This window comes from Polaribacter sp. R2A056_3_33 (assembly GCF_019278485.1).
Classification (GTDB): domain Bacteria; phylum Bacteroidota; class Bacteroidia; order Flavobacteriales; family Flavobacteriaceae; genus Polaribacter.
The window spans coordinates 1605269-1627307 of the sequence record NZ_CP058984.1 but is presented as its reverse complement, the minus strand read 5'-3'; the positions used below and the strand labels follow the sequence as shown (position 1 = coordinate 1627307).

The following is a 22039-nucleotide window of genomic DNA, read 5'->3' as shown; positions in this document are numbered from 1 at the left end:
TAGATTATTTGTTGAAATTAGTTTTTTATAATGAAAAAAGGAAATACTTTTGCATCATAAATTTTTGGTTTTATATTCAATAAATTGAATTAAAATTAAAAGGGAATCAGGTAGTTTTTTTAAGCCTGAGCTGTTCCCGCAACTGTAAGCATTGTCTATTTAGATTATCGTTATTTCTTACACCACTGTCTTTATAAAAGACGGGAAGGTTTTAACAAAATGCAAGCCAGGAGACCTGCCAAAAATTATATTCGTCTTTTGTAACTTTCGGGAGAAAAGTTAAAAAGAAATACGTGTCATATGCATGGTTTTTCCGCTTTTTAATAAGGGTAAGAACTTGCCTATTTTGTTATTTAAAATTTTAAAATCAATCATAATGAAAAGTTGTCTAACCAGATTAGCCTTAATTGGCTTATTATTTGCTGTATCTTGTACTAAAAAAGATGTAATTCCTGAAGCTCCAATAACTTATAACAATGCCTTTATCTTATCTCTAGAAAGTGATAAAACAGCACTTACATTTCTAGACGAAAATCAAATTGCAACACCAAATGTTACTGTATCTGAAAATACAGAAAGCACCTCTTTTTCTAGCTATAATAACCAACTCTATATTGTAAGTCAAAACGGACCATCATATATTTCTAAAGTTAACCTAGAAACATTAAGTGTAGAAGAGTCAATAACTTCTTCTAACGTATCTTCTCCATCTTATTTACAAATGTATTCTAACACGGATGGCTTGGTAATTAATACCTCTGGAAGTGGAAGAAGTAGAAATTACAATCTTTGCCACGTAAACACCACTACTGGTATTGGTGATGCTATAAGTGAGGTTTCTAATGAAATTCTTTTTAACAATGCTGCACTAATTGTAGATGCTGAAAATGTGTTAATTGCAGATGGAAAGGAATTAGTTGTAATGAATATGACTACTAAAGAATTTACTTCTGTAATAACTTTTGATGATAGTATTTCTGGGCTTTTAAAAGATAAAAACGGAACTATTTGGGTCGCAAAAGAAAAGAGAGCCACAGCTGCCACGTTTACAAAACTAAATGCAGACTATTCTATTAATGAAACAGTAACTGTTACAGATGGTGTTATTAATTTATACACAAACAGTATTTTAACAATGAACTCAGAAAATGTAAATGCTTTTTGGTCTGAATCTGCATCTGGAAAAATTTACACTTTTAATACAGAAACCAAAGTTATTGAAGAATTTGCAACACCAATTAACGACGGAATTGCATTTAACACAGTTGTAAAACAACACCCAAATACAAAACAAGTTTACGTTATCGGTTTAAAGGATTTTATGGATCCAAATAATAGTGCTTTAGTAATTTATAATGCAGATAAAACAGTAGCAAAAACGGTAGATAATGTAGGAGCTTCTCCAATAGACCTTTACTTTTCTGCTAAAGAGTTTCAAATCTAAAACGAGTGCCAAAAATAAATCTACAAGGTAATACTTTGTAGATTTATTTTTTTAAAAAAGCTACGCAAAGTACTGTAACCTCTTCTAATTCCTTAGACATGTTTTCCTTTTTCCAAGGATGAGAAACATTAAAAACATGATCTGCATTTTTAATAACTTCAAATTGGCTTTCAGTATTCCAAGAGTGTATTTTTTTACCTTCATCAATAGAAACAGAAGTATCTTTATCTCCATGAATTATTAACTGTGGTATTTTTAAACTGCCTACCGCTTTCCGAATATTTAAACGCTCTTCATTTTCTTTAAAATTTAAATAAAACTGATAGAAATGTGGCATATTCTGTTTTGTTCGTCCGTTTAAAACGTATTTAACACCTGTTTTCTTCCAGTTCTCTAAATCACCAATCGTAGAACTTCTAGAGCCAAAATCACATACAGCAGCTAAGGAAATTACTTTTTTTACTCTTGCGTCTTCATTTGCTTTTAGCAATACAATTCCACCACCTCTACTATGTCCTATTATTGAAATATCATTAATTTTAACTTCGTTTTTAAATTTTTCTTCGGATGAAATCCAATCGATTACACTCACTAAATCGTCTAATTCTTTGGTATAATTATTATTCCCAAAAGCTTCTAAATCTGGAAAATCAATAGGGTTTTCAGCGGTCCCTCCATTATGAGAAAAGTTGAATTTTATAAAAAAAAATCCTGCTTCTGCAAAAGCTTCAGCCATTAAATTCCAAGCTCCCCAATCTTTAAAACCTTTGTAACCGTGACAAAAAACAACTATTTTTTTTGGTTGATGATTCTCTTTGTAAAAAACATCTGCGACAATTGGTTTACTATGTTTGCCTTGAATGATTGTATTTTTTAAAATTTTCATTTTCTCTTTAAATAAATAGTTTTATAAATGTAAAAACAGCAACTAAACCTGTTATAATTGATAAAATTAGGTTGATGTCTTTTGTGAGTTTCCCTGTTTTTTCTTGAATTACTTTTGCAAATTTCCCATATAAAAATAGGATATAAAATGTTCCTAATACAGATCCTAACGTAAAAAATAATACAGAAACAGCCTCAAAACTAAACAACTTAAAAACATCTAAGGTAATAATGGTTCCGCTAAAAAAAGGAATGCCAAACATGTTTAAAGCAGATAGTGATATACCTGTTAGTAGAGGATTTATTTCTTTAATATTTACCTCATCAATCTTTATTTTCTCTTTTTTAGATTCATTATAAAAATAATAAGATAAAGTTATAAAAACAACGATTCCTACTTTTTCTAAGGTTTCTAAAATGGTAGGGTTTTCTGCAATGTATTTGGTTAAAACAACCGCAATTATCACCTGAGGAATAATAATTAAAGAAACTCCGCATGCATATTTGTTAGCTGCTAATCTCCCTTTTTCTAAGCTAATTTTTAACGCAGTCATATTTAACATACTTGGTGTTATAGAACCAACGAAAGAGAAAATAAAACCGAAGAAAAAGAGTAAAAAGATATTCAAAATAAATTATTTGTAAAGTAGAAAAACAAAATTTCCTACCGCAACTACACCTGTTAAACTACCTAAAATAAAATCCATTTTAGAAGCAATAAAAGTTAGTTTGTGTTCAATATTTTTAGCAACAATAGCATACAATGAATATAGTGTAAAAGAACCAATTGTAGAACCAATTGAAAAATAAAATCCATTTAAGTAAGAATATTCAAAGTATTCTAACCCTATTAAAATAGAAATAGTTGTAAAGTAAAACGGAATTGCAATGGTATTTAAAAGAGACATTCCAATACCGTGTAAATAAGCTTTCGACTTAGGTATTTCTTCTTTTACTTTCTTTTCTTTTGACGTAAAATACAGTCTAAAAAAGTTAATGGATAGCAGTAAAAGAATACCTGTACCTATTTTTTGTAATAAGGTTATATACTCTGAATTTTCCATTAAAATACTCGATAAATAAGCACCTATATTCGCTTGAAAAAATAAAACGGTAGCATACCCTCCAATAAGATAAAATGCGGCTTTTTTTCCATTTCTTAAACTGAATTTAACTACAGTCAGATTTAAAAAACTAGGCGTTATACTACCTAAAACCGCAACACCAAAACCTAAGAAAATAAAAATTAGAAAGCTCATAAATTGTTTTTATATGGACAAATAAACAAAAAAACGTGTCAAAGAATTGACACGTTTCATTTATATTATAACTTATAAGCGTTTTTCTACACTACCCCTTGCGCTAACATAGCATCTGCAATTTTTACAAAACCAGCAATATTTGCCCCTTTGATATAATCTACAGTTCCATCTTCATTTTTACCATGCTCTACACAAGAATCATGTATTTTTTGCATAATTTCTTTTAACCTTTCGTCTACTTCTTCTCTAGACCAGTTTAATCGTAATGAGTTTTGACTCATTTCTAGACCAGAAGTAGCAACACCACCAGCATTTGAAGCTTTTCCTGGGGCGTATAATATTTTTGCTTTTTGGTATTCATGAACGGCCTCTGGTGTAGAAGGCATATTTGCACCTTCAGAAACACATATACAACCGTTGTCTATTAATGTTTTTGCTTCTTCTCCATTTAATTCATTTTGAGTAGCACATGGCAATGCAATATCACATTTAACAGACCAAGGTCTTTCTCCTTTAAAATACTTTGCTTTTGGGTATTCTTCTAAATATTCGCTAATTCTACCACGTTTTTCATTTTTAATATACATTACGTGGTTTAATTTATCAGCATCTATACCATCTTTATCATAAATATAACCTCCAGAATCAGAAAGCGTTAATACTTTTGCTCCAAATTGAATCGCTTTTTCTGCTGCATATTGTGCAACATTACCAGATCCAGAAATAACTACATTTTTTCCTTTAAAAGATTCGTTTTTAAGTTTCAGCATAGCTTCTGCAAAATACACGTTTCCATAACCTGTAGCTTCTGGTCTTATTAATGAACCACCATAAGCAACTCCTTTTCCTGTTAGAACCCCTGTAAATTCTGTTCTCAATTTTTTATACATTCCAAACATGTAGCCTATCTCTCTTGCGCCAACTCCAATATCTCCTGCTGGTACATCTATATGTTGTCCAATATGTTTTTGCAATTCACTCATAAAATTTTGACAAAAATTCATAATCTCACGATCAGATTTTCCTTTTGGATCAAAATCAGAACCTCCTTTACCACCACCCATTGGCAATGTTGTTAAAGAATTTTTAAATACTTGTTCAAAAGCCAAAAACTTTAAAATACTAGCATTTACAGATGGGTGAAATCTTAAACCACCTTTATACGGTCCAATAGCAGAATTCATTTGTATTCTATAACCTCTGTTAACCCTTATTTCTCCATTATCATCTGTCCATGTTACTCTAAAAGAAATTAATCTTTCAGGCTCTACCATTCTTAATAAAAGGTTTTTTCCGTAGTACTTTTTATTTTCAACAATAAAAGGAATTAAGGTTTCTGCTACTTCTCTCACTGCTTGTAAAAATTCCGTTTCATGGCTGTTTCTTTGTTCAACCAACTGCATGAAATCTTCTATTCTGGACTCTGTATTCGTAGACATTTTATTTTGACTTTTATAAACATTTAACTAAGCAAATATAAGTTATTTTGAATATTTTATACTTAAAAAGCACTAAAGTTCTTTACGTAAATCCTTTAAAATTATAAGTTATCAACCTTAAAAAAAAACCTAATTCACTAACCTTATTTTCTATATTATATAAAACTCTATTACCCTATTAATTTTATTTTTATTGAAGAGCATAACAAATTTAAAATATATAAAAATTTGACTTCCTTTATTTATTGAAATGCATTTATATCTAATTAAAAATATACCTAAGAGCACCTTAACTTATTATAGGAAACAAAAAAAACGCATCAAAAAAATTGATGCGTTTTAGTTTTTAATTTATTTGTTTTTATACAACTCCTAAATCTAACATAGAATCTGCTACTTTAATAAAACCAGCAATATTTGCTCCTTTTACATAATTTACATAGCCATCTTCTTCTGTTCCATATATTAAACAAGCTGTATGAATTGAATGCATTATTTGATGTAATTTTTCATCCACTTCATCTTTAGTCCAATTTAATTTCATTGCGTTTTGAGACATTTCTAAACCAGAAACTCCAACTCCACCAGCATTTACTGCCTTACCAGGTGCGTATAAAATTTTAGCATCATGAAATGTATGAACAGCTTCTGGAGTACATCCCATATTGGAAACTTCTGCAATATATTGTACACCATTTGCAACTAATTTTAAGGCATCTTCTCCATTTAATTCATTTTGAGTAGCACAAGGCATTGCAATATCACATTTTACACCCCATGGTTTTTCATTAGGATAAAATTTTGCTTCTGGAAACTCAATTGCATACGGAGAAACAATATCGTTATTAGATGCTCTTAACTGTAATAAGTAACTAATTTTATCATCATCCAATCCTTTTTCATCGTAAATATATCCATCAGGACCAGAAATTGTAACTACTTTTCCGCCTAATTCTGTAATTTTTAAAGCAACACCCCATGTTACGTTTCCAAAACCAGAAAGCGCTACTGTTTTACCTTTAAAATTATCATTTTTAGTTTCTAATATTTCTTTTGTAAAGTAAACTCCACCAAAACCTGTAGCTTCTGGTCTTATTAAGCTTCCTCCCCAGTTTAAACCTTTTCCTGTAAAAACTCCTGTATGTTCTTGTTGTAATTTTTTATACATGCCATACATAAACCCAATTTCTCTACCACCTGTTCCAATATCTCCAGCTGGTACATCTGTACTTGGTCCAATCATTCTCCATAATTCTAACATAAATGCTTGGCAAAAACGCATAATTTCGGTATCCGATTTTCCTTTAGGATTAAAGTCAGAACCACCTTTTCCACCTCCCATTGGTAGTGTTGTTAAGGCATTTTTAAATATTTGCTCAAAACCTAAAAACTTTAAGATACTTAAATTTACAGATGGGTGTAAGCGAATACCTCCTTTATAAGGACCTATTGCATTGTTAAATTGCACTCTATGTCCAATATTTACTTGAACTTGTCCTGCATCATCAATCCAAGAAATTCTAAAGGTTAAAATTCTATCTGGCTCTACTAAACGTTCAATAATTTTAGCCGCTTCGTATTGTGGATTTTCATTATAAATTGTCTCAATAGACTCTAAAACCTCCTTAACAGCCTGTAAATATTCTTTTTCACCAGGGTGTTTCGTTTCCAAATTTGTTAAAATTTCTTTTACATTCATAATGGTATAATTAGTAATTTTTTATTCAATAACTTATACTTCAAAAATACATTTTAAAATTGATTTTAAAATAAAACTTTCAGCATGTTTTTTGATAATTAACAATATTTTATCTCTTATCTAAGAATTTGAATATTAATTCATTTATTTGAAGTATTTTTTTATAGAATATACATTTTACATAAACCCTTCCGGAGGCAATTCTTCAAATGATTCTTCTATATTTGAAGTACTGTTCTCCAAAGAGATACCTTCTTTAAAAATAGCTGCTTTATTATTTTCTCCATCAATAATAACAGTAAGGTCATTTTTAAAAGAAATATGCCTTAAAAAAGAATCTTCAAAATCTGCTTCTTGTTCATTTAAATAATCTACATCAAAAAAGCCATCTTTTATAAACGGATTGATGGTTAAATATCCCACTTTAAAAGAGGTTAAATTTTGAAAAAAATGAGTTCCTTGACTCGGGTCTATTCTAAAATCATTTAAACCAGACTCAACTATTATTTTTGCCGCAGAAATTTGAGACCAAAGTACCGGAATGCCTAACCAAGAATCGCTAGATCCCCAACGCCCAGGACCAACCAAAATATAGGGTTTGTCTAGTGCTACAAATTTTTTATTAATTTCTTCTACTGCGCTTGCAATATCTCTTGTATTTGCCGAATTAAACGTTTCTGGTTTTACATAAACTACATCACAAATGTTTTCATATTTACCATTTCCTAAAGCAGATTCTGAGTAAATAATTGTTTCAGAAATATCTAAATTTTCAGGTAATTTACTTACGGTTTCCACACTTTCTATGATAGGCCTTATCTGCAAAAAACTAAACTCTTTTGGTTTACCTGCAGGAACATCTAGTTTTACTGCAAATTCTATTTCTATAGGGTTTCTCATTTCTCGTTGCCCAACACGTAAGAGTTCTTGCAAAATTTCTGGCAATGGAAACGTATTGTATTTTAAAATATTATCGAATGTAATTACCCGAATACCATCTTGCATTACACCTGGCCTAATGGTATTATTTTGTAAATCATAGGTAGATGCTACAAACTTTAAAGATCCATGATTTTCGGCTTTTCTAATGGTTACTTTCTTTTTATTGATGGCTTCACAAGTTGAAACCTTATAACTATCAGGGTTCAAGTCTAAACCATAAAAATACTGTTGCGTTTCTCTTTGTGTAGAACCGGGAGAAGATAGTTGTAATATTTTTTTTGGATAAGATGGTGAAAAACGTAATGTTTGTCCGCCACCCACAATTATTTCTCCTAAACCTAAAGCAATATTAGCAATTCCTTCACTTGCTTTTTCATCTCCAATAGGATAAAAATTAATAGAACGTGCTACTCCAGAAATATTTGGATAATATACATCTTGATATGGCTTACCTATAACTTCTTGTAAAATTACAGCCATTTTATCTTCTTCTATAGTATGAGATATTGCTTTTAAATACAATTTACTGTTTTCAAAAAAAGCAGATGCTATAACAGATTTAATTGCATTAGCAACCATTTCAACTTTTTTGTTTATTTCAGAATTCGGAATCATGTACGTTGCAAAAACACCTGCAAAAGGCTGATAATTTGAGTCCTCTAACATACTAGATGATCTTACTGCAATAGGACAAGTAGTTGTTTTTAAAAATGCTCTAATATCTTCTAAAGCCCATTCTGGTAAATCTTTTGAAATAAATTCATGTAATATTTTATCATCATCTGTACATTTTGCTGCAAATTTTATTAGTTTATGGGTTTCTATAAACTGATCAAAAACTTCTGTACTTATTACAACAGTTCTTGGTATGGTAATACTTACATTTTTGTATTTGTTGTATAAATTATTGCGTTTTAAAAAAGAATCTATAAAAGCCAAACCTCTCGCTTTGCCCCCTAAAGCACCTTCACCTATTCTTGCATAACCAACAAACTCATCGTATTTATCTTTATTAAACTTTACAATTACACCTCTAGATCTGTAAACTAAATATGCTTTGATAGAATTAATTAAGAAATCTCTTATTTGACCATTATTTTCAAATTCATCATATTCTATAACGTTTAATAAATCTGCTAAAGGAAACAGCGCTCTAGATTTTAACCATTTAGAAAACTCACTTCTTTTTGCATGATACATCAAACAATCTTCAGTAACATTCTTTATGGCTTTTTGAAATTCACCTAAATCTTTAGCTGTTGCTAAAATTTTCATTTGGGTAGGATCCCAAAACTCGAAATCTCCAAAAGCAAAGTATTTTATAATATAATTTTTAATATCAACACCTAAAGTTTCTGAATGTTTATATAAAAATTTACCTTTTAGTTCTAACGTTCTCCTCTCATTATTCTCATTAGATGATTGCATTAAAAAAGGAAAATAACGTTTATATTTTCTTACATAATCTAATAATAAAAAACCAGCTTCTTTGTTTCTAACACCATCCTTAAAGTAATTCACATCAGATATTACACCTAGTAAATTTTCTTTGTAGGTATCAAATAAATCAATTCCCTCTTCAAAAGTAGTGGCTAATAAAATTTTTGGCCTCCCTCGCATTAACAGCATTTTTCTATGCTCGTTTAATCCTTCAGACATTAATCCTTGCGTTTGTTTAAGGATCACTTTATAAATAAGCGGAATATATCTAGAATAAAACTTTAGTGAATCTTCTACCAATAAAATGGCTTTAACACCAATAGTATTAATATCCGTTTCTGCATTCATTCTATCTTCGGTTAATTTAATAATTGCCAAAAATATGTCTGCATTACCATTCCAATGAAAAACAAAATCTATACTATCTGTATTTTCTTTTTGTAGCTTACTTCTTAATTGAGAAGAATGATGACTTAAAGCTGCAATTGGAACGTTTGGGTATGCTTCTTTAATTTTTTTTGATGTTTCAAAAGCATTGTAATTACCAATATCTAACCAAGTAATAACGATCTCTATTTGATGAGTCTTCATCATTTTAATTGCTCTTCTTGCAGAATTCGCATGGATAAAATTTGGTGGATGTCTTAAATTTAAAGAAGTGTATTCATTAAAAATTCGTTCTTCAATTCTACCATCTTCTTCAAGCATATAAAAATCGTAGTTAGAACAAACTATTAATACCTTATTAATCCTATTTTGCATTAATTTATCAAAAGTTACCTCTTTAAATGCATATGTTTTTAAATTAGATAAGATATTTTCTTTCATTATTATGCTGTTTTATATAATTTACAATATATTAATTTTCTAGTTTAGAACATTAATATATTACAAGTATTCAGCCAAAAATTAGATTCAACAAAAATAAAAATGTGTAAATTCGCGACCTAATTTAGTATGTAATGTTAGATAAAGTAAAAGAACTGATTGGTGATGTAAAATCATTTAACGCAACCACAAAAGAAGAAGTTGAAACTTTTAGAATTAAATACCTAGGTAGCAAAGGCTTACTTAAGGATTTATTTGCTGAATTTAAAAATGTAGACGCAGAGTTGCGTAAAGATTTTGGACAAGCATTAAATAATTTAAAAAAATCTGCAGAAGGAAAAGTTGCCGAGTTAAGCGAGTCTTTAGACAGTGTTACGAGTAACAAATCTTTTTATGGAGATTTATCACGCCCTTCAGAGCCTATTAACTTGGGTTCTCGTCATCCAATTTCATTGGTAAGAAACCAAATTATTGATGTTTTTAATAGAATTGGTTTTACCGTTTCTGAAGGTCCAGAAATAGAAGATGACTGGCATAACTTTACAGCTTTAAACTTGCCAGAATATCACCCGGCAAGAGACATGCAAGACACGTTTTTTATAGAACAAGATCCAGATATTTTACTACGTACACATACTTCTTCTGTACAAGTACGATATATGGAAGAAAATAAACCACCGATAAGAACAATTTCTCCAGGTAGAGTTTTTAGAAATGAAGATATTTCTGCAAGAGCACATTGTATTTTTCATCAAGTAGAAGGTTTGTATATTGATACAGATGTTTCTTTTGCCGATTTAAAACAAACACTTTTGTACTTTACTAAAGAGATGTTTGGTAAATCTAAAATACGTTTACGTCCTTCTTATTTTCCGTTTACTGAGCCAAGTGCAGAAGTAGATATTTATTGGGGATTAGAAACAGAAACAGATTATAAAATTACAAAAGGTACCGGTTGGTTAGAAATTATGGGATGCGGAATGGTAGACCCTAATGTATTGAAAAATGCAAACATAGATCCAACTAAATACTCTGGTTATGCCTTTGGAATGGGAATAGAACGTATTGCCATGTTGTTATACCAAATTCCTGATATTAGAATGTTTTATGAAAACGATAAACGTTTCTTAGAACAATTTAAATCTGTTTTATAAAACCAAGCAGGGAAAGAGTTAACAAGTTTGTATAATCGGTATTGTGAATTTTAATAGTAAAAAATAATTTAGATAATGAAATATTTTACACAATTTTGGGACGAAGAAAGAGATGATGAATATGCAGATTGGGGAACCTCAACTTGGTATTTTGAAACCAATGATGCAGACGAAGTTTTAAAACAAATTACGGTTTATAAAAACGAAAAAGTTACTAAATATAATGAAGACCACTTAGAAGATGAGTTTGGTGGTTTGTGCGAAGGCACATTAACCATAGATGAATGTGACGGAGATGTTATCTCTAAAGAAGAGTTTTATAAACTTTGGTAATTCTATAGTTACAAAAGAAAACTTTTTAAAAACTTATTATCTAGACTTTTATCCGATTTCAGCGGATAAAAAACACATTTAAACTTACATTTTACAAAATTTAAAGCCGATATTACTATCGGCTTTTTCCTTTAACAAAAAATTAACTTCGTTAAGTTCGGTTTGTTCCGAACTAAAAATATATCTTTGCAAAGAATTTGACTGTTAATAAATAATTGCTCTTTAAAAACAGTCTTAAAGCAAATAAAATGAAAGAAGAAATCTGTAAAATAAAAATGGCCTTGGTTGAAAAACTAGGTGTGCATTTAGAAGACAGAGAACAATTAGCCCCTGTTGCAGCTCGTATTTTAGCCTACATCATTTTAACAGGTAAAAAAGGAGTCACTTTTGAAGATATGGTAACCATACTTTGTGCTAGTAAAAGCACTATTTCTACACACCTTAATCATTTACAAGATTTACATAAAATAGTGTATTTCACCAAAACTGGTGATCGTAAAAAATATTTTATCATTAATAAAGGAATGGTTCTTCAACATATAGATAATATGATACACAAGTGGAAAGAAGAACGTGAAATGCATTTAGAAATAAAAAATTATAAAGAAACTATAAACAAGAATAAAATTGAAAATGAAAGTGAAAAATTCGATCTAAATTTTCATGACGATTATATAAAATTTATAGACGGAGCTACATCCTCTGTAGAGGAATTAAAATTAAAACTAGACAATAATAAATTCGATATTTAAACCAAGACAAAAAATGAAACATTATAAATTATTATCATTACTATCACTAGGTGTATTTTTAGTAATTGCAAGTTGCACCAACAAAGAGCAACCAGCCACAGCAGCACAAGGTCCTGCACCTTCTTTTCCTGTAGTTACCATGCAACCAAAAACAGTTACAAGTTACAATGAGTACCCAACAAGTTTAGAAGGAGTTGTAAACAGTGCAGTTAGAGCAAAAGTATCTGGATACATACAAAAAGTAATGGTAGATGAAGGTCAGAAAGTACGTAAAGGCCAAGTATTATTTAGACTAGAAACTCAGTCTTTAAGTCAAGATGCTGGTGCAGCAAAAGCGCGTATTAATGTTGCACAAGTAGAAGTAAACAAATTAGTACCGTTAGTAGAAAAAAACATTATTAGTTCGGTTCAATTAGAAACTGCGAAAGCAAATTTAGCACAAGCCAAAGCAAACTATAGTAGTGTTTCTGCAAGTATCGCTTACGGAACTATTAGAAGTCAAGTAGATGGTTATGTAGGTGCTATTAATTACAGAGAGGGCGCATTGGTGAGTCCTGCAGACCCAACTCCATTAACAACAGTAAGTGATATTAGTAAAGTATATGCCTTTTTTAGTTTAAACGAAAGTGAATACTTAGACTTTTTACAAAATGCAGAAGGTAAAAACTTAGAAGAAAAATTGGGAAATTATGCTGAAATCAATTTAGTATTGGCAAACGGAAACACGTATGCAGAAAAAGGTAAAATAGAAACAAGTACAGGACAAGTAAATAAAAATACAGGTACTGTTAGTTTAAGAGCTGTTTTTAACAATCCTAACCAACTATTAACCAATGGAAATAGTGGTAAAATTCAAATTCCAACCGTCTTCGAGAATGCAATTGTTGTTCCACAACAAGCAACTTATGAACAACAAGGAAATATTATGTTGTTTAAACTAGGAGAAGGTAACAAAGCTGAAGCTTCAATTATTAAAATAAAAGCAATAGTAGGTAATTTATATGTAGTTGATTCTGGAATCAATTTAAAAGACAAGATTCTAGTATCTGGAGTTGGTAAATTAAGAAGTGGTACCGTTATTACACCACAAGACACTCCTTTTGATGATGCAATTAAACCTGTAGAAACTTTATTTAAAAACTAGCAAACCATAAACTTATTTAGTTATGTTAAAAACATTTATTGAAAGACCTGTTCTTTCAACCGTAATTTCTATTATCATTGTTTTGCTAGGAATTATAAGCGTTACAAGCCTACCAATAGAAGAATACCCAGATATTGCTCCACCAACCATAAAGGTAATTGCCTCTTATGCTGGAGCCAACGCAGAAACAGTTTTAGAAAGTGTAATTATACCTATTGAAGAGCAAATTAATGGTGTAGAAGGTATGACGTACATTACCTCTACAGCATCTAACACAGGTACAGCAGAAATAACTGTTTATTTTAGTCAAGAAATAGATGCAGATATTGCTGCAGTAAACGTTCAAAACCGTGTGGCTAGAGCAACACCATTGTTACCTGCAGAGGTTGTACAAACTGGTGTAACAACACAAAAGCAAGAAACCAGTGCATTAATGTTTATTTCTATGTATTCTGAAAGCGACAATTACGACGCTACTTTTATTCAGAATTATTTAAAAATAAACGTAATTCCTGCTATGCAACGTATTAGTGGTGTTGGAGATGTTAGTGTATTCTCTCAACAAGATTACGCTATGAGAATCTGGTTAAAACCAGAAAAATTAGCAGCTTATAATTTAATTCCTTCAGATATTACAGCAGCCTTAGCAGAACAAAACTTAGAAGCGGCTGCAGGTTCTTTAGGTCAGAATAGTGGAGAATCATTTTCATATACATTAACCTATAGTGGTCGTTTTAAAGAAGAAAAACAATATGGAGATGTTATTATAAAAGCATTAGGTAACGGACAATTTTTGCGTCTAAATGATGTTGCTGAAATAGAATTAGATGCACAATCTTATGCTTCTAATGCAATGAGTAAAGGAAATCCTGCGGTTTTTATGGGGATTTTTCAAACAAAAGGTTCTAATGCAAAAGTAATTATTGAAAACATTAAAGAGACGTTAGAGTCTGTTAAAAAAGACCTACCAGAAGGATTAGATGTTTTTGTGCCTTACGATACAAGTTTGTTTTTAAATGCATCTATAGAAAAAGTAATACATACATTATTAGAAGCCTTTTTATTGGTTTTCTTAGTGGTATTTATCTTCTTACAAGATTTTAGATCTACCTTAATTCCAGCGATAGCTGTACCCGTTTCTATTATTGGTACCTTCTTTTTCTTGAATGTTTTTGGATACTCAATTAACTTATTAACACTATTTGCATTAGTACTTGCAATTGGTATTGTGGTAGATGATGCCATTGTGGTTGTAGAAGCCGTTCATGCCAAATTAGATGAAGGAGAAAAGAGTGCTAAAAAAGCAACTTTAACTGCCATGAACGAAATTTCAGGAGCCATTATATCTATTACTTTGGTAATGGCAGCTGTATTTATTCCAGTAACTTTTATCTCTGGACCAACAGGTGTTTTTTATGAGCAATTTGGAGTTACATTAATTATTGCAATCCTTATTTCTGCAGTAAACGCATTAACATTAAGTCCGGCTTTATGTGCTTTATTATTAAAACCACATAAAGAAGATGAAGAAATAAAAGGTAAAAGTCCTTTAAAACGTTTTTACACTTTATTTAATCGTGGTTTTAATGCTACGGTAGAAAGATATGGAAAATCACTACATTTCTTATACAAAAGAAAATGGGTATCTGGTTTATTATTAGTCTTAGCTATTGTTGGTATTTTTTGGGCATCAGAACAAACACCAACCGGTTTTGTACCTAATGAAGATAGAGGAATTCTTTTTGCAAATATAGAGTTGCCAGCAGGTGCTTCTTTAGACAGAACGAACGCAGTATCTAAAGATTTGTACAGTAAAATAAAAGATATAGACGGTATTGTTGCCGTAAACTTTATTAAAGGTAGAAGTTTAATTAGTGGAGCTGGATCAAATTATGGTTTTGGAATTATAAAATTAGCAGAATGGGGAGAGCGTGAAGATCCTTCTACTTCTGTACAGACCATTACAGGTAAGTTATTCGGAATTGCAGCTACCATTCCAGAAGCAAAAATTATTTTCTTCTCACCACCAAGTATTAGAGGTTTTGGTAACTCTGCAGGTTTCGAAGTAAATTTATTAGATAAATTTGGAGGAGAATTTAAAGACTTAGACAAAGCAAATAAAGAATTTGCAATGGCTTTAATGAGTCATCCAGAAGTTAAATATGCACAATCTTCTTTCAGTACAAATTACCCACAATATGAAATGGAAATTAATGTGCCTTTAGCAAAAGAAAAAGGCGTACCTATTAGTAGTATTTTCTCTACATTACAAGGGTATATAGGGGGAATTTATGCTTCGGATTTTTCAAAATTCGGAAAACAATTTAGAGTATATATTCAAGCTTTACCAGATGACAGAGCAACCGTAGATGATTTAAATAGCATGTATGTAAGAACAAACTCTGGTGAAATGACACCAATTACACAGTTTGTAAAATTAGAACGTGTATATGGGCCACAATCGGTAACGCGTTTCAACTTGTTTAATTCTACAACCATAACTGGTGCAACAAACGAAGGTTATAGTACTGGAGATGCTATTAGAGTTATTGAAGAAGAAGTTGCAAAATTACCAAGTAACTACACCATTGCATATTCTGGTTTAACAAGAGAAGAAGTAAGTGCGGGTAGCCAAACTATATTTATTTTTGCATTGAGTATTCTATTTGTGTATTTCTTATTAAGTGCACAATATGAAAGTTATTTATTACCATTTGCAGTGGTATTATCACTTCCTTTTGGTGTATTCGGAGCCTATATAAGTACCTGGTTTTTTGGATTAGAAAACAACATATATTTCCAAATTGCTTTAATCATGCTAATTGGTCTACTCGCCAAGAACGCCATATTAATTGTGGAGTTTGCGCTACAAAGACGTAAAAATGGAGAAAGTATTTCTGATGCAGCTATACATGGAGCAAAATCTCGTTTACGTCCTATTTTAATGACCTCATTTGCCTTTATTCTTGGTTTAATGCCATTAGTATTAGCAAAAGGAGTTGGATCTGAAGGAAACAATTCTATCGGTACAGGTGCCGTTGGAGGAATGTTGATAGGAACCATTTTAGGAGTCTTTGTAATTCCGATACTATTTATATTATTTCAATGGTTACAAGAAAAAGTTTCTAGTAAACCAGCAGTTATTTCTCAACAAAATGAAGAAGAATAAGATGATATCAATTATAAAAAATAAAAACCTTCAAAAAGGAGTCGTTTTAGCTGTAATGGCTTTTACGTTACAAAGTTGTTTTGTTGCCAAAGAGTATACAAGACCAACAGTAGAAGAAACAGAAAACTTGTACAGAACAGATAATTTGCCATCAGATAGTATATCTATGGCAGATGTATCTTGGAGAAACTTGTTTACAGATACCTATTTGCAGCAATATATAGAAGAAGGCTTGCAAAACAATATGGACATTCGTATTGCAATTCAACAAATAGTTGCAGCCGAAGCATATGCTAAACAAGGAAAAGCAGGTTATTTACCTTCTTTAAGTGTAGGTCCTAATCTTACACATCAAGAATTATCTAAAAATACCCAGTTTGGAGCATTTTTAACAGATACTTCTACAGATCAATGGGATATTACTGCATCACTTTCTTGGGAAGCAGATATTTGGGGAAAAATACGAAGCAATAAGCGTGCAACTCAAGCAGCTTATTTACAAAGTGTTGCCGGACATCAAGCCGTAAAAACGCAATTGATTTCTAGTATTGCAGCTACGTATTACAGTATTTTAGCTTTAGATGCACAGTTAGAAATAACCAAGACATCTATTAAAACAAGAGAAAAAGGAGTAGAAACTATTAAAGCTTTAAAAGAAGCAGGTTTAACAAATCAGGTTGCAGTAGATCAAAATATTGCACAATACAATAATGCAAAAGCATTAGAAGTAGATTTAGAAGTTGCACTATTTAGAGCAGAAAATACATTAAGTATTTTATTGGGTAAAACACCTCAGGAAGTGGAAAGAAGTAGTTTAGAAGACCAAACTATAACCACTGAAATGAAATTAGGTTTTGCTTCAGAATTACTAAGTAACAGACCAGATGTAATTGCTGCTGAGTATAACTTAATAAGTGCTTTCGAATTGACAAATGTTGCTAGAAGTAGTTTATATCCTTCTTTAACGTTAACCGCTGCTGGCGGATTGCAAAGTTTAGAATTAGATAAATTATTTAATGCAAACTCTTTATTTGCAAATATAGTTGGTGGTTTAACACAACCTATTTTTAATAAGCGAAAACTAAAAACGCAAAAAGAAGTTGCTATTGCACAACAAGAACAAGCGCTTTTAAATTTTAAAAAGACTTTATTAGTTGCAGGTAACGAAGTTTCAAATGCTTTGTACTCTTTTAATTCTGAAAATAAAAAGTACGAATTCTTACAAAACGAAGTGGAAGCTTTGCGTAAAGCAGAAAAAAATTCTGACGAATTATTAAAGAATGGTTATGCTACTTATTTAGACTTATTAACAGCTAGACAAAGTGCGTTAAACTCAGAAATTAAAGTGATTGGTAGTAGATTACAACAATTACAATCTGTTGTAAACTTATACGAAGCTTTGGGTGGAGGTTTAAAATAATAACTTAAAATGGTTAGTAAACAAGAACTTATTGAATGTTCTATTACAAATTTTATCAAGTTTGGAAGCAAGCGTTTTTCTATGAACGAGCTCGCTTCCGAACTTGGTATTTCTAAAAAAACCATTTACAAACACTTTAAAACTAAAGACGAACTCATTTCTAAAGGGGTTCGTTTTATTATTGAAAAATACCTGCACGAAATAGATAAAATTCTAAAAACTACAGAAGATCCTATTGAAAAAATAATTTTAATTCAAAAAGTAAATTTTCAATATTTAGACTATTTTCAACCGACTTTTTTATATGGAATTAAAAAATATCATCACAAAGCAGATGCTGTTTTTATTGATTTTAAAGTCAATTTTATAAAAACCAACTTAAAACCTTTACTAGAAGAGGCTATAGAAAAAGAGTATATTTGCAAAAATTTAAATATTAATTTGTTTTGCGATTTGTATTTTACAAAACTAAAAAGTTTAGTTTTTGAACCTATAAATCTTTTTGATAAATACGGTGTAGAAAGTGTTTTTAAACACCTTATTGTTAATAATTTAAAAGGTGTAATTACACCAAATTACAAAGACACAAACAAATTATTTTCTTGATTATTTTTTATGAAAAAAGACATTCAAATACCAGAAGTTACCGACGTAGAAATGGCAATCGCTTATGAATACAATGATATTTATAACACCAACGATTGGAATGTCTATATCATCAATAATAAAAATGTTGATTTAGAAATGATGGTAGTTGTTACACAAGGCTTTTCTGAGACTAAAATAACATCTTTATTCCGTAAAAAATTAGACAAACTTCCAGCAAATTCTTTTGCTAAAATTGAATTTATTCAACCAGAGTTGTTCAAGTTAAATAACCGTTTTCAGGTTACTTTTTTCGAAGGAAATACTTTGTATGAAAAAACATTTCTCTTTAAAGAAAACACTATTAAAGAAGGTGCTTTGCGTATGATTGATAGCATTAAAAAACGTGCTATTCTAGCTGAGTAAAAGGATCTTTCATATATATTAATTAACCTCTTTAAGTTTTAAAATTTAAAGAGGTTTTTTTATTTTAATGAAGAATTTGAAAAACCTTTAAAATTATTTCTTCTACGTTAAGAGAAGTCTTATTGCATTGATAACAAAAAGAAAACAAGCATCATGAGGTTTTTCAATCGCTTAAAAAAGCTCATTTAGAAATGACAAACTAAACAAAATTACAGTTTGTTTGCAAATATGCTCGCGTTAGCGATTGCAAAGGTATCCTTTTTGTTTTTCGCAAAAAGATATAGTGGAAAGCGCGACCCTTGTGGTAACGCCCAAATTCTTAAAAAGGATCGTTAAAAAGCTAATTTAGCCTAAAAAACCAATAGCCAAATACATTAAAATTGTAATTACGCCACCAACTAAGGCATACGGTAATTGTGTTTTTACATGGTCTATATGATCACTAGCAGACGCCATAGAAGATATAATAGAAGTGTCTGAAATTGGCGAACAATGATCTCCAAAAACGCCACCTCCTAAAGTTGCAGCGACCACAATAGTTGGATCTGCTCCATGAATATTTGCCATAGGTATAGAAATTGCCAACATAATGGCAAAAGTTCCCCAAGAGGTTCCGGTAGAAAAAGCAATAAACGAACTAATGATAAAAACCACAGCCGGTAACAATTCTGGTGACAACCAATCTTTGGTAACATTGGCTACGTAAATTCCAGTTTCTAGTTCTTTACAAGCATCTCCAATGGCAAATGCCAACAACATTAACAACGCTAATGGCATGAGCTCACTAATTCCTTTTAAAGTTAAATTAACAGCTTCTTTTGGCTTCATAATTCCTTGTATAAAATACATTGCCATGGCAACCAGTAAAGCAGTAATTACTGCGTATAAAACCGATGATGAACCAGAACCTTCTCCGATTGCTTGTGTTATATGGTCTAAAGTAGATGTAGCCTCTTTTACAGCATCCCAACCTGTGTAGATTAAGTTTATTGGCATCATACAAACCATGACTAAAAGCGGTACAATCATGTTATACGCTTTTGCTTCAATTCCTTCTTTTGGAGGAAATGACGTAATTTCATCAGAAATCATTGGTGTAGAGCCTTCGTTCATTAACGCTCCTGTTTCTTTGGTTCTTTTTTCGGCTTTTTTCATTGGGCCAAAATCTTTTTTAGATAAGATGATAAAAAACAAAATTCCGATGGCTAAAATTGGATAAAAGTTATATTTAATAGAGGCAATCATCATTGCAAAAGGTTTGTCTATGCCTTGTGTTAATAAAAGTCCCATAATAAAAGCGCCCCAAGCATTAAACGGAATTAATATGGATGATGGTGCTGAACTAGAATCTGCTATATAGGCTAGTTTTTCTCTTGGAATACCTAATTTATCGAATATTGGTCTGTATAAAGTACCTACTGTTAAAGAACTAATACTAGTTTCTACAAACAGTAATAAACCAGTAAAGGTTGCTAAAACCTGAACCATTACTCTGCTATAACCTGTTTTTTTATTTTCTAGTTTTACTAATTTTCTGTTGATAATATTAATAAATCCCTCTACTCCTCTAGAATATTGAATAAAAATTAGTAATGCACCCACCAAAGCACTAAACATAATGGTTCTTGTATTTCCTTGAGATTGAAAAACATTTACCATGCCTTCTATCATTGCCAAAGTTCCGGATAACGGATTAAAACCTTCTATGATCAACCAAGAAAACCAAATACCTAATAACAAGGCAATGTACACTTGTTTGGTTTTTAAGGCTAAAATGATTGCCACAATAGGTGGTATTACTGATAAAAATCCATATTCCATAAAAAAATGTTTAGAATGCTAAAGGTAGTAATTATTAAACCACATTATCAATCGTTATTTTGTAATTTGGTCGACTAATAATTACGATTATGTCAAAATTTTATACAAAAATCACTTCAAGGCTTCAAAAATTTATAGAAGTTCAAAAAATATTCTTTGTAGCTACGGCTCCAAATAATGGTAGAATTAATTTATCTCCTAAAGGAATGGATTCTTTTAGAGTGATGGATGAAAACCGTGTTTTGTGGTTAAACGTTACCGGAAGCGGAAACGAAACTGCGGCTCATTTATTAGAAAACGATAGAATTACCATCATGTTTTGTGCTTTTGAAGGTGCACCAAACATTCTTAGATTATACGGTAAAGGAAAAGAAATTAAAGAAGGAGATGCTTCTTGGAATGATTTAATTACACTGTTTCCAGAAACTCCAGGAACGCGTCAGATATTTGACATTTCTATAGCATCTGCACAAACTTCTTGCGGAATGTCTATTCCGTTTTACGATTATAAAGGCGAAAGAAATGAATTAAATGATTGGGCAACCGAACAAGGAAAAGAGGGTATTAAAAAGTATTGGGAAGATAAAAACCAAACAAGTATTGATGGTTTACCTTCCCAAATATTGGAATAATGTTTTGAGTAACTTATAAAAAAGAAAAATATAATTACCCTAATAAGGGGCCTAAACTTGTTGGTTGGTAAAGCAACCAACCCGTTAAACTATACCTATCTTTAAAAGATTTTAAAACAGCATGTGGTACTTTATCACTTTTAAATAAAACACATCTTTTTGCAATAGGTGCTACTAATTGTAATTTTTTGTTTTTATCTAAAATTTCTAATTGTCCACCATTTTCTGTTTCCCAATTATCATTAAGGTAAATAATCATAGAAATCATTCTATTATTTCTACCTTCAAATTGATCTAAATGTCTTTTATAATAACCTCCAGAAGGATAATGAGCTAAATGAAATTCTTGGCCAGATAAACTTAGATAACAATACCTATTTAACGTACTTTTAGTTTCTTCTAATAAATTCCAAAAACCACTAAGTGCCGCATCTCTGTCTTTATTTAACCAATAGGTTTTATCACCACGAATGTTTTTTTTTATTGTGTGTTGGTTAAGAGAACCAATACCTGCTTTATCAAAAACATCTATTTTTTCAAAAAGAAAGTTTTTAATTTGTTTATAAAGGTTGTTGTCTATAAAATCATCAATAATTACATAATCTTGCTCTGCAAGATCGTCCATCCAGGACAACCACAGCTCTAGGTTGTGAATTGTTTGCAA

At 30.8% G+C, this 22039-nt stretch carries 18 protein-coding genes and 1 riboswitch; of the genes, 10 read left to right on the top strand and 8 right to left on the bottom strand.

The annotated features are described in order from the left end of the window. Nucleotides 1-48: 48 nt before the first annotated feature. A riboswitch (cobalamin riboswitch) is annotated at nt 49-258 on the top strand. Between the two features lie 118 nt (nt 259-376). Further along, nucleotides 377-1444, top strand: coding sequence for a hypothetical protein (locus H0I29_RS07035; protein ID WP_218754891.1), 1068 nt, complete (start codon nt 377-379; stop codon nt 1442-1444). Nucleotides 1445-1487: 43 nt separating this feature from the next. Here H0I29_RS07035 and H0I29_RS07030 read toward each other — a convergent pair whose 3' ends face one another. From H0I29_RS07030 to H0I29_RS07005, 6 genes are all read right to left on the bottom strand, one after another. Then, the gene (locus tag H0I29_RS07030; protein ID WP_218754890.1) at nt 1488-2330 is read right to left on the bottom strand and encodes a S9 family peptidase; all 843 of its coding nucleotides are present in this window, start codon (nt 2328-2330) and stop codon (nt 1488-1490) included. A gap of 7 nt (nt 2331-2337) precedes the next feature. Then, on the bottom strand, nt 2338-2958 hold the full coding sequence (locus H0I29_RS07025) for a LysE family transporter (RefSeq protein WP_254712714.1): 621 nt from the start codon (nt 2956-2958) through the stop codon (nt 2338-2340). 6 nt (nt 2959-2964) lie between these two features. Then, on the bottom strand, nt 2965-3588 hold the full coding sequence (locus tag H0I29_RS07020) for a LysE family translocator (protein WP_218732108.1): 624 nt from the start codon (nt 3586-3588) through the stop codon (nt 2965-2967). Nucleotides 3589-3674: 86 nt separating this feature from the next. Further along, nucleotides 3675-5030 carry an NADP-specific glutamate dehydrogenase gene (gene gdhA / locus H0I29_RS07015; RefSeq protein WP_218754889.1) on the bottom strand — a complete coding sequence of 452 codons (1356 nt, stop codon included), beginning with the start codon at nt 5028-5030 and terminating at the stop codon, nt 3675-3677. A 361-nt stretch (nt 5031-5391) separates the two neighbouring features. Next, nucleotides 5392-6729, bottom strand: coding sequence for an NADP-specific glutamate dehydrogenase (gene gdhA, locus H0I29_RS07010; protein WP_218732106.1), 1338 nt, complete (start codon nt 6727-6729; stop codon nt 5392-5394). A gap of 177 nt (nt 6730-6906) precedes the next feature. Next, the gene (locus H0I29_RS07005; RefSeq protein ID WP_218754888.1) at nt 6907-9939 is read right to left on the bottom strand and encodes a PEP/pyruvate-binding domain-containing protein; all 3033 of its coding nucleotides are present in this window, start codon (nt 9937-9939) and stop codon (nt 6907-6909) included. 134 nt (nt 9940-10073) lie between these two features. Between H0I29_RS07005 and pheS the strand changes: the two genes are divergently transcribed. The 8 genes from pheS to H0I29_RS06965 all read left to right on the top strand — a co-directional run bounded on the left by pheS (nt 10074) and on the right by H0I29_RS06965 (nt 18922). Further along, nucleotides 10074-11093 (top strand): phenylalanine--tRNA ligase subunit alpha, encoded by a 1020-nt coding sequence (gene pheS, locus H0I29_RS07000; protein ID WP_218732104.1) that lies wholly within the window; start codon nt 10074-10076, stop codon nt 11091-11093. Nucleotides 11094-11168: 75 nt separating this feature from the next. Continuing rightward, nucleotides 11169-11426, top strand: a complete 258-nt coding sequence (locus H0I29_RS06995) for a hypothetical protein (protein ID WP_218732103.1) — start codon at nt 11169-11171, stop codon at nt 11424-11426. Between the two features lie 248 nt (nt 11427-11674). After that, nucleotides 11675-12178, top strand: coding sequence for a GbsR/MarR family transcriptional regulator (locus H0I29_RS06990; RefSeq protein WP_218732102.1), 504 nt, complete (start codon nt 11675-11677; stop codon nt 12176-12178). A gap of 13 nt (nt 12179-12191) precedes the next feature. Beyond that, a complete protein-coding gene (locus H0I29_RS06985; RefSeq protein ID WP_218754887.1) occupies nt 12192-13322 on the top strand; it encodes an efflux RND transporter periplasmic adaptor subunit in 1131 nt (376 codons plus the stop codon). Nucleotides 13323-13344: 22 nt separating this feature from the next. Continuing rightward, nucleotides 13345-16491, top strand: coding sequence for an efflux RND transporter permease subunit (locus tag H0I29_RS06980; protein ID WP_218754886.1), 3147 nt, complete (start codon nt 13345-13347; stop codon nt 16489-16491). A 1-nt stretch (nt 16492) separates the two neighbouring features. Next, the gene (locus tag H0I29_RS06975) at nt 16493-17911 is read left to right on the top strand and encodes an efflux transporter outer membrane subunit (protein ID WP_218732099.1); all 1419 of its coding nucleotides are present in this window, start codon (nt 16493-16495) and stop codon (nt 17909-17911) included. Nucleotides 17912-17920: 9 nt separating this feature from the next. Next, nucleotides 17921-18517 carry a TetR/AcrR family transcriptional regulator gene (locus H0I29_RS06970; protein WP_218732098.1) on the top strand — a complete coding sequence of 199 codons (597 nt, stop codon included), beginning with the start codon at nt 17921-17923 and terminating at the stop codon, nt 18515-18517. Nucleotides 18518-18526: 9 nt separating this feature from the next. Then, a complete protein-coding gene (locus tag H0I29_RS06965) occupies nt 18527-18922 on the top strand; it encodes a hypothetical protein (protein WP_218754885.1) in 396 nt (131 codons plus the stop codon). A 345-nt stretch (nt 18923-19267) separates the two neighbouring features. Here the strand turns inward: H0I29_RS06965 and H0I29_RS06960 are convergent, their stop codons facing one another. Further along, nucleotides 19268-20743, bottom strand: coding sequence for a Na+/H+ antiporter NhaC family protein (locus tag H0I29_RS06960; RefSeq protein WP_218754884.1), 1476 nt, complete (start codon nt 20741-20743; stop codon nt 19268-19270). A gap of 89 nt (nt 20744-20832) precedes the next feature. Here H0I29_RS06960 and H0I29_RS06955 point away from each other — a divergent pair, with 89 nt between their 5' ends. Further along, complete coding sequence (locus H0I29_RS06955) at nt 20833-21375, top strand: pyridoxamine 5'-phosphate oxidase family protein (RefSeq protein ID WP_218754883.1); 543 nt, start codon at nt 20833-20835, stop codon at nt 21373-21375. A gap of 34 nt (nt 21376-21409) precedes the next feature. On the opposite strand, the gene H0I29_RS06950 is transcribed toward H0I29_RS06955, so the two are convergent. Next, entirely contained in the window at nt 21410-22000 is a 591-nt protein-coding gene (locus H0I29_RS06950) for a 2OG-Fe(II) oxygenase (RefSeq protein WP_218732094.1), read from the bottom strand. Nucleotides 22001-22039: the final 39 nt, after the last annotated feature.